1 rRNA gene (cut by a window edge) is annotated in these 1,876 nt (G+C 55.5%); it reads right to left on the bottom strand.

From position 1 onward, the window contains the following. Nucleotides 1-1,713 (bottom strand): 23S ribosomal RNA (locus tag ACWDTI_RS27200); it reaches 1,489 nt to the left of the window's first position. Nucleotides 1,714-1,876: the final 163 nt, after the last annotated feature.

The raw sequence follows: 1,876 nt of genomic DNA on the forward strand, positions 1-1,876 counted from the left end.
CCTACAGGCTTACACCAGTACTACCACTCACTGGCCCCACTACCTTCCTGCGTCACCCCATCGCTTGCCTACTACCACACAAGGTCCTGTGCATCGCCATCCAGCTCCCCGAAGGAAGTCTTTCCGGTCCTGGACAGTTAGTACATGTGATTCAGCATGGACGCCTGTACACGGGTACGGGAATATCAACCCGTTGTCCATCGACTACGCCTGTCGGCCTCGCCTTAGGTCCCGACTCACCCTGGGCGGATTAGCCTGGCCCAGGAACCCTTGGTCATCCGGCGGCAGAGTTTCTCACTCTGCTTTCGCTACTCATGCCTGCATTCTCACTCCCACACCCTCCACCACTAGGTCACCCCGTGGCTTCCAGGGATGCAGGACGCTCCCCTACCCACCCCACCCACTAGATGATGATTCGTAAACCACCACCGATGTATCGGTGGAGTGCCGCGGCTTCGGCGGTGTACTTGAGCCCCGCTACATTGTCGGCGCAGGATCACTTGACCAGTGAGCTATTACGCACTCTTTCAAGGGTGGCTGCTTCTAAGCCAACCTCCTGGTTGTCTTCGCGACCCCACATCCTTTTCCACTTAGTACACGCTTAGGGGCCTTAGCCGGCGATCTGGGCTGTTTCCCTCTCGACTACGAACCTTATCGCCCGCAGTCTCACTGCCATGCTCTCACTTACCGGCATTCGGAGTTTGGCTGACGTCAGTAACCTAGTAGGGCCCATCGGCCATCCAGTAGCTCTACCTCCGGCAAGAAACACACAACGCTGCACCTAAATGCATTTCGGGGAGAACCAGCTATCACGGAGTTTGATTGGCCTTTCACCCCTACCCACAACTCATCCCCTCCATTTTCAACTGAAGTGGGTTCGGGCCTCCACGACGTCTTACCGACGCTTCACCCTGGCCATGGGTAGATCACTCCGCTTCGGGTCTAGACCCGGCGACTCCACGCCCTATTCAGACTCGCTTTCGCTACGGCTACCCCACACGGGTTAACCTCGCCACCGAGCACTAACTCGCAGGCTCATTCTTCAAAAGGCACGCCATCACCCCCGGTCCACTAAAGAACCCAAAGGCTTTGACGGATTGTAAGCGTCCGGTTTCAGGTACTATTTCACTCCCCTCCCGGGGTACTTTTCACCTTTCCCTCACGGTACTAGTCCGCTATCGGTCACCAGGAAGTATTCAGGCTTACCGGGTGGTCCCGGCAGATTCACAGCAGATTCCACGAGCCCGCTGCTACTTGGGCATCCATCACGCAAGACCACAGGTTTTCAGCTACCGGACTCTCACCGACTACGGCAGACCATTCCAGGCCACTTCACCTAACCCACAGTTTTATCACTCACGCCCGGACAGGTAGATCCGGGAAGACAGACCCCACAACCCCACACACACAACCCCTACCCGGTCACACATGCGCATGGTTTAGCCTCCTCCGCTTTCGCTCGCCACTACTCACGGAATCACAATTGTTTTCTCTTCCTATGGGTACTGAGATGTTTCACTTCCCCACGTTCCCCCCACACAGCCTATACATTCAGCTGGTGGTACCACCCCATCACGGGTGGTGGGTTTCCCCATTCGGACACCCTCGGATCACAGCACGGTTGACAACTCCCCGAGGACTATCGCGGCCTCCCACGTCCTTCATCGGCTCCTGGTACCAAGGCATCCACCGAACGCCCTAAAACACTTACAACAACACCTACAAACCACCCCCACCCACAACGGGCAAGACTGAAATGTAGACAACAAACAAAACTCGAACAAAACACACAAACCAAAAAATGATTCGTCATGCATTGCAAAATAAAGATGCTCGCATCCACTATGCACTTCTCAAACAACACACACCCACAACC

This window comes from Gordonia sp. NPDC003424 (assembly GCF_053588655.1).